Here is a 7505-nt window from a genome sequence, read left to right on the forward strand (position 1 = left end):
GTTGCGGTCATTCTCAGCAGGAGAGCGACCGCAACCTCGTGCTCGACCGCATCGCCCGGCCCCGGCGCGAGCCAGGTCCGGGCGTGCCCGCCAGGGGCGCGGTGGTCACCGGCGCGGTTCCCACCGCATGTACCGGGTCGCGAGCCACGCGCCGAGCACGCACCAGGCGGCCAGGACCGCCAGGGGCTGTGCTGCCAGGGCGAACGTCTCCCCGAAGCCCACCGCGACGCCGTCGGGACCGAGGCCCGTGAGGCCGATCGTCAGGAGCTCGGCGACCGGGTGCAGGGGCGTGAGCTCGGCGAGGGTCTGGACGCGCTCGGGGAGCATCGTGAGCGGGAGGGTCGTCCCGGACAGGAGCAGCGCGAGAGCCATGATCGGCAGCGTCGAGAGCTGGGCCGTCTCGACCGTGCGCGTGAAGGCCGTGCTCGCGGCCGCGAGCGCCGCGAAGACGAACGCCCCCCCGAGGACCGCGACGAGCAGCAGCAGCACGTTCGCGGGGGCGTCGAGCCCGATCCACAGCGCGATCGCGGCCCCTCCCAGGACGAGCTGACCCAGCATCGTGGCGACTGCGGGCGTCGCGGCCCCCGCCAGGATCTCGGCGTCGGAGCACTGCCCTGTCCGCAGGCGCTTGAGCACGAGTTCCTCGCGCCGGGCCACGTAGGCGCTGGCCAGGTTGTAGTACACGACGAACATCAGCGCGAAGCAGATGAGGCTCGTGAGCGCGAACGCACCGATGATCGACGCTCCCGCGTCGTCACCCACGAACGCCTCGAACGCGCCCGAGAAGTGCAGGAAGGCGACCATGGCGGGGGCGAGGAGCACCCCGTTGAACAGGGCCGTGCGGTTGCGCAGGAGGAGCGTGGTCTCGGCGCGCACGAGCGAGCGGATGCGGCGCAGCGACCCGGTGAGGGCGCTCGCGGAGCGCTGGGTCGAGGGGGCGCCCGGGGTGCGGGTCGAGGCAGGGGCGAGGGTGGTCATGCGGCACGCTCCGTCGGGTCGGTGGTGGACGCGGACGCGGTGCGGGCGGTGCCCGGCCCGTCCGCGATGGCGAGGAAGGCCTGCTCGAGGGACGCAGGGCGCGCCTCGATGCGGCCGAAGGTCACGTCGCGGTCGGTCGCCCAGGCGAGCAGCACCGCGAGGGTGTGCTGGAGGTCGCGCGTCGCGATCGCCACGGTGCCGCCCTCGACGCGCGTGAGCGTCTCCCCGGGCAGCAGCGGCAGGTCGGTCAGGTGGGGTCGCACGCTCTCCTCGTCGAGGTGGACGAACGAGGGCTCGGCCTCGACGATGTCCGCGACCGTGCCCTCCTGGACGATCCTGCCGCCGTGCATGATCGCGAGGCGGTCGGCGAGGCGTTCGGCCTCCTCGAGGTAGTGGGTCGTGAGGACGACGGTCGTCCCGTCGTCGAGCAGCCCTCGCACGAGGTCCCACGCCGAGCGGCGGCTCTCGGGGTCGAGCCCCGTGGTCGGCTCGTCGAGGAACAGGACCTCGGGGCGCCCGAGGAGCGCCAGGGCGAGGTCCAGACGGCGCCGCTCGCCGCCCGAGAGCGAGCTCACGGGGACGTCGGCGCGGCCGCGCAGCGCGACCAGGTCGAGGGCCTGCTCGACCGGGCGCGGCGCGGTGAGCGTCCCTGCCCACATGCGCGCGGTCTCGATCGCCGTCAGGTCGGACGGGAAGCCCGCCTCCTGCAGCATGATCCCGATGCGGGGGCGGACCTGGGCACGCTGGCGGTAGGGGTCCTTGCCGAAGACCTGGACCGTGCCGCCCGTGGGGCGGGCCAGTCCCTCGACGACCTCGAGGAGCGACGTCTTGCCTGCGCCGTTGGTGCCGAGGAGCGCGAAGAGCTCGCCGCGGCGGACCTGGAGGTCCACGCCCGCGACGGCCTCGAAGCCCCGCGCGCCGCGCGAGGCGCTCGCGTACCGGCGGCGCAGGCCGCGCACGTCGATGACGAGGTCGTCCGGGGAGGTGGAGCGGCCCGGGGTGCCGCTGCCGTAGGTGTCGTTGTCCATGCCTCCAGCCTGGTGCCGGCAGGAGAGGTCAGGCAGTGCGCCCCGTCACCCGTTCCGTCGGGTTCGTCACCGTTCCTCGATGACGTTTGTCATGTCGTCCGCGACGGTGGCCGCGCTGGTGACCGAGGCCGCCGGCCCGGCCGACGCCCCGGTGCCCGCGTCCGTGCCGGGGGCGCTCCCGCCGGTCCCCGCGGGTGCGCTCAGCGCGAGCCCGCCCAGGGTCAGGACGCTGAAGGTCAGGGCTCCCGCCCCCCAGGTCAGCGCCCGCCGACGGGGTGCACGCGGTTCGGGGGTGTTCTCGGGGGACGTCTCGGACGGCCGCTCGCTCGACATGTCGCTCCTCCAGCCCGGGCGACCCGTTCGCCCGTGCCCCCACAGTGGTCCTCGGACCTGCGCGGAGGATGACGCGAGCCTGTGGAAAGCCTGAGAGGACGACGATGGGCGCGGTGCGTGCCGTCGCACGTACTGCGCCCGTCGGGTGTCGGAAGCCTCCGATCGGCCCTGTGAGCCGCCGGAGGAGCCGGGTCAGCCCCGGCTGACGTCCGCGCCCAGTGCCTCGAGCTTGTCCTGGAAGTACTCGTACCCACGGTCGATCAGACCGATCCCCCGCACGGTCGAGGTGCCCTTGGCCGCGAGCGCCGCGATGAGGTGGCTGAACCCGCCGCGCAGGTCCGGGACCTCGATGTCGGCCGCGGACAGGGGCGTCGGGCCGGAGATGACGGCCGAGTGGTGGAAGTTGCGCTGCCCGAACCGGCACGGCAGGCCGCCCAGGCACTCCTTGTAGACCTGGATGGTCGCGCCCATGCCGCGCAGCGCGTCCGTGAAGCCGAACCGGTTCTCGTAGACGGTCTCGTGGACGATCGACAGTCCCTTGGCCTGCGTGAGCGCGACGACGAGCGGCTGCTGCCAGTCCGTCATGAAGCCGGGGTGCACCGCGGTCTCGAGCACGATCGCGTTGAGGTCGCCGCCCGGGTGGTAGAACCGGATGCCGTCCTCCTCGACCTCGAACTCGCCGCCGACCTTCCGGAACGTGTTGAGGAACGTCATCATCTCGGGCTGCGTCGCGCCCTTGACGGTGATGTCGCCGCCGGTCGCGAGGGCCGCGGACCCCCAGGACGCCGCCTCGATGCGGTCGCCGAGGGCCGTGTGCTGGTAGCCCATGAGCTTGTCGACGCCCTCGATGCGGATCACGCGGTCGGTGTCGACCGAGATGATCGCGCCCATCTTCTGCAGGACGGCGATGAGGTCCATGATCTCGGGCTCGATCGCGGCGCCCGACAGCTCGGTGATGCCCTCGGCGCGCACGGCCGTGAGCAGGAGCTGCTCGGTCGCGCCGACGCTCGGGTAGGGCAGGGAGATCTTGGTGCCCTGGAGGCGGCGCGGGGCGCGGATGTGGATGCCCTGCTCGCGCTTGTCCACCACGGCCCCGAACTGGCGCAGGATGTCCAGGTGGTAGTTGATGGGCCGGTCGCCGATGCGGCAGCCGCCCAGGTCCGGGATGAACGCCTCGCCCAGGCGGTGCAGGAGCGGGCCGCAGAAGAGGATCGGGATGCGGCTCGACCCGGCGTGCGCGTCGATGTCCGCGACGTGCGCCGACTCGACGTCGGTCGGGTCGAGCTGCAGGACGCCCCCGGCCTCGTCCGCGACGACCTTGACGCCGTGCAGCTCGAGCAGTCCCGTCACGACGCCGACGTCGCGGATCTGCGGCACGTTCCGCAGCACGCTCGGCCCCTCGCCGAGCAGGGAGGCCACCATCGCCTTGGAGACGAAGTTCTTCGCCCCCCGCACGGTGATGGTCCCGTTGAGCGGAGTGCCGCCGTTGACGTACAGCAGATCGTTCATGTGGTCGTGGTCGCCTAGCTCTCTCGAGGATCGTCCGGATGGTCGTGCGTCCGGCGCGGGCTGCGCGCCCGTGCCGTCGTGGGGCGCCCCACTCCCCCGTCCCCCAACGCAGGGCATCCGAAGATTATTCACCCACAAGCGTGTGCCCGACGACGACGCCCGCCACGAGCGGCCGCTGACCAGCGAGAACGCGGTCGCCCTGGGCGGGTCGCGCGGTCGTCGCCCTGCCGGACATGCCCGGCAGGCCTGACATGCCCGACGGCGGAGGCTCGCCTCTTGCGCGAGGTGCGCTCCGCCGTCGGGCACCTGGGCTACGCCTGGGCGGGCTCGTACTGCTCGACGTAGCGGTCGATCTCGTCGAGGTACGCCGCGCGACGCTCCGCGTCGATCCACGAGGCCTCGAACGAGTTCTTCGCGAGCGTGACGACCTCCTCGGACGTGAGGCCGGCCTTGGCCGCGACCGCGGCGTAGTTGTCGGCCACGTAGCCGCCGAAGTAGGCCGGGTCGTCGGAGTTGATGGTGATCTTGACGCCGTCGCGCAGAAGCTGGGCGACCTCGACGGCCTTCATGTCGTCGGTCACGAAGCTGTTCGACACGGGGCAGCTCGTCAGGCCGATGCCGCGGGCCTTGACCTCGGCCACGAGCGCGGGGTCCTCGACGATGTTGGTGCCGTGGTCGATGCGGTCGACCTCGATCGTCTCGAGCACCGTGCGGATGTTGTCGATGCTGCCGACCTGGTCGATGTCGCAGTGCATCGTCAGGCGGTAGCCGAGCTCGCGGGCCCGGGCGAAGACCGCGGTGAACTTCTCGGGCGGGTTGCCGCGCTCGTCGGAGTCGAGGCCCACGCCCAGGATCAGGTCCTTGAACGGCACCGAGGCCTCGAGCGTCTCGGCGGCGCTCTCGGCCGAGAGGTCGCGCAGGAAGCACAGGATGAGGTCGGCGTCGACGCCGAAGTCGGCCGCGGCGGCCGCGGCGCGGTGGTAGCCCTTGACGACGGCCTCGAACGGGACGCCGCGCGCGGTGTGCGCCTGGGGGTCGAAGAACATCTCGGCGTGCTTGACGCCGTTCGCGGCCGCGCGCAGGAGGTACGCGTGGGCGAGCTCGAAGAAGTCGTCCTCGGTCTGCAGGACGTCCATGGCCGGGTAGTACACGGCGAGGAAGCTCGTGAGGTCCGTGAACCTGTACGTCGCCTGCACCTCCTCGACCGTGGACTGGCCGATGTCGATGCCGTTGCGCTCGGCGAGGCGGAGCTTGAGGTCCGGCTCGAGGGTGCCCTCGAGGTGCAGGTGGAGCTCGGCCTTGGGCAGCCCGGTGACGAAGTCCAGGGTGGGCTGGAGGGGCAGAGGCATGGTTCTCCTTCGTGTGGGGGTCGTCCTCCCATCATGCCTTGCGCGCCGTGGTGGCCCTTGGCTGGTCGCGGCCTCGCCTCCCACAGCGTGACCACATCGCGAGACGGCCTGCTCGCCCTACGGTCCTCGTCCTTACCGTGGGACGCGAAGTTACCGGGTAGTACGGTCCCCCTTCGATGCCCAGGGGACCTCCTCGACGCTTCCCCGAACCCCGCAGGAGCACTCCCGTGACCACGACGGCAGCACACTCGACCGCCGACCCCTCCGGCACCGCCGGACCTGCCGGGCGGGCCGGCACCACCGGGGCGCCCGGCACCCCGGACGCCCCCGCCAACAGCAAGGGGCGCGTGATCTTCGCGAGCCTCATCGGCACCTCGATCGAGTTCTACGACTTCTACGCGTACGCGACCGCCGCGGTCCTCGTCTTCCCGGCCGTGTTCTTCTCGGCCCTCGACGGCAGCACGTCCCAGCTCCTCGCGTCGTTCGCGGTGTTCGGCGTCGCGTTCGTCGCGCGGCCCCTCGGGTCGATCGTGTTCGGTCACTACGGCGACCGGATCGGCCGCAAGGGCACGCTCGTCGCGTCGCTCCTGACCATGGGCGTCGCGACGTTCCTCATCGGCCTGCTGCCGCCGTCGACGACCCCGGGCTGGTCCGTGCTCGCGCCAGCGCTGCTCGTCCTCATGCGCTTCTGCCAGGGCCTGGGGCTCGGCGGCGAGTGGAGCGGCGCGGCGCTGCTCGCGACCGAGAACGCCCCCGCGGGCAAGCGCGCGATCTGGGGCACGTTCCCCCAGCTCGGCGCCCCGATCGGGTTCATCCTCGCGAACACCACGTTCCTGGTCCTGGCCGAGACGCTGACCGACGAGCAGTTCTCCTCGTGGGGCTGGCGCGTGCCGTTCCTGGCCAGCGCGCTCCTCGTGATCGTGGGCCTGTGGGTCCGGCTGCGCCTGGTCGAGAGCCCCTCGTTCCAGAAGGTCGTCGAGACCGGCGCGGTCGCCAAGCTGCCCGTGGCGCGGGTGTTCCGCAGCTCGTGGCGCCAGATCGTGCTCGGCACGTTCATCATGCTCGCGACCTACGTGCTGTTCTACCTCATGACCACGTTCACGCTGACGTTCGGCACCGCGCCCGCCGAGGTCCCCGCGGGGAGCGGCGGCGCGCCGGGACTCGGCTACGAGCGCACCGACTTCCTCGTGATGCTCATCGTCGGGGTGGTGTTCTTCGGGATCTTCACACTCGTCTCCGGGCCGATGGCCGAGAGGTTCGGGCGGCGCAAGCACCTCATCTGGACGACGGTCGCGATCATCGCGTTCGGCGCCCTGTTCGTGCCGCTGTTCATGGGCGGGACGGTGGGCGTCATGACGCTCCTGGTCGTGGGCTTCACGCTCATGGGCCTGACGTTCGGCCCCATGGCCGCGATCCTGCCCGAGCTCTTCCCCGCCAACGTCCGGTACACGGGCTCGGCGATCGCCTACAACCTCTCGTCGATCCTCGGGGCGGCCGTCGCACCGTTCATCGCGGTCGCGCTGTGGGAGCAGGCGGACGGCTCGCCCGTGCTGGTCGGGGTCTACCTGTCGGCCATGTCGGTCCTGACGCTCGTGGCGCTGCTCGTGAGCAAGGAGACCAAGGACGTGCAGTACACCGACAACGTGAGCTGACCGCTCGGTGCCGCGAGACAGGGGCTGGCGTCGAGACAGCGGGCCAGGTGCCTCTGTCTCGACGGCAGTCCGCTATCTCGTCGCGGCTGCCCGTGCCGAGTCCAGGCTCTCGCGGACCAGCCCCAGGACGACCGCGAGCTCGTCGGCGTCGCGCGGTCCGTAGACCATGATCTCGGTCGCGTGGTCCGCGTACTGGTGCGGCTCGCCCCAGCCGGCCGCGCAGACCTCCTCGGCCCGCGCTCGTGGCAGGCACAGGTGCAGGCTCGTGTCGGTCACGCCGTGCAGGTGGACCGGTTCGAGGCGCTGGTCGGGTGCCGCGAGCGACGTCGCAGGGACCGTCGTGCGGTCGAGGCCGTCGAGGAACAGCGCCCGGGACGTCGCCGGGGACACCGAGCTGTGCCCCTCCCGGACCCCGTCGATCGTGGTCGCCGCGAGCACCAGCTCGCCCCACAGCGCGGCCGGAGAGAGCTGGTCGACCTGCCGGTGCGGCCCCTCGTCCGACGTGGTGGGGCGAGGGCCTCGGCGAGGGGTCAGCGTCATGGCTCGGAGGCTAGCGGCCGCGTGGCCGCCCGGCGAGGGAATTGTCCATGGCCCGCGTGGCTCACCACGGACGCCCCCCCCCCGCGCGGTGTCGGCTGCGCCAGGCCCACCCGCGG

The 7505-nt window shown here is 72.0% G+C and carries 7 protein-coding genes; 1 reads left to right on the forward strand and 6 read right to left on the reverse strand.

Features of this window, described 5'->3' with window-relative positions:
* Positions 1-105 precede the first annotated feature (105 nt).
* The 5 genes from H9652_RS10715 to H9652_RS10735 form a co-directional block, all read right to left on the reverse strand.
* Positions 106-978 carry an ABC transporter permease gene (locus tag H9652_RS10715; protein WP_191796217.1) on the reverse strand — a complete coding sequence of 291 codons (873 nt, stop codon included), beginning with the start codon at positions 976-978 and terminating at the stop codon, positions 106-108.
* Entirely contained in the window at positions 975-2006 is a 1032-nt protein-coding gene (locus H9652_RS10720) for an ABC transporter ATP-binding protein (RefSeq protein ID WP_191796218.1), read from the reverse strand. Before H9652_RS10720 ends, H9652_RS10715 begins: the two co-directional genes overlap by 4 nt.
* A gap of 66 nt (positions 2007-2072) precedes the next feature.
* On the reverse strand, positions 2073-2339 hold the full coding sequence (locus H9652_RS10725) for a hypothetical protein (protein WP_191796219.1): 267 nt from the start codon (positions 2337-2339) through the stop codon (positions 2073-2075).
* A 192-nt stretch (positions 2340-2531) separates the two neighbouring features.
* Entirely contained in the window at positions 2532-3848 is a 1317-nt protein-coding gene (gene murA, locus H9652_RS10730; RefSeq protein WP_191796220.1) for a UDP-N-acetylglucosamine 1-carboxyvinyltransferase, read from the reverse strand.
* A 311-nt stretch (positions 3849-4159) separates the two neighbouring features.
* Positions 4160-5197 carry an adenosine deaminase gene (locus H9652_RS10735; protein WP_191796221.1) on the reverse strand — a complete coding sequence of 346 codons (1038 nt, stop codon included), beginning with the start codon at positions 5195-5197 and terminating at the stop codon, positions 4160-4162.
* A gap of 347 nt (positions 5198-5544) precedes the next feature.
* Here H9652_RS10735 and H9652_RS10740 point away from each other — a divergent pair, with 347 nt between their 5' ends.
* Entirely contained in the window at positions 5545-6849 is a 1305-nt protein-coding gene (locus tag H9652_RS10740) for an MFS transporter (protein ID WP_318244112.1), read from the forward strand.
* A 72-nt stretch (positions 6850-6921) separates the two neighbouring features.
* On the opposite strand, the gene H9652_RS10745 is transcribed toward H9652_RS10740, so the two are convergent.
* Positions 6922-7389, reverse strand: coding sequence for a luciferase domain-containing protein (locus tag H9652_RS10745; protein ID WP_225228053.1), 468 nt, complete (start codon positions 7387-7389; stop codon positions 6922-6924).
* Positions 7390-7505: the final 116 nt, after the last annotated feature.

Source organism: Oerskovia rustica (genome assembly GCF_014836555.1).
Classification (GTDB): Bacteria; Actinomycetota; Actinomycetes; order Actinomycetales; family Cellulomonadaceae; genus Oerskovia; species Oerskovia rustica.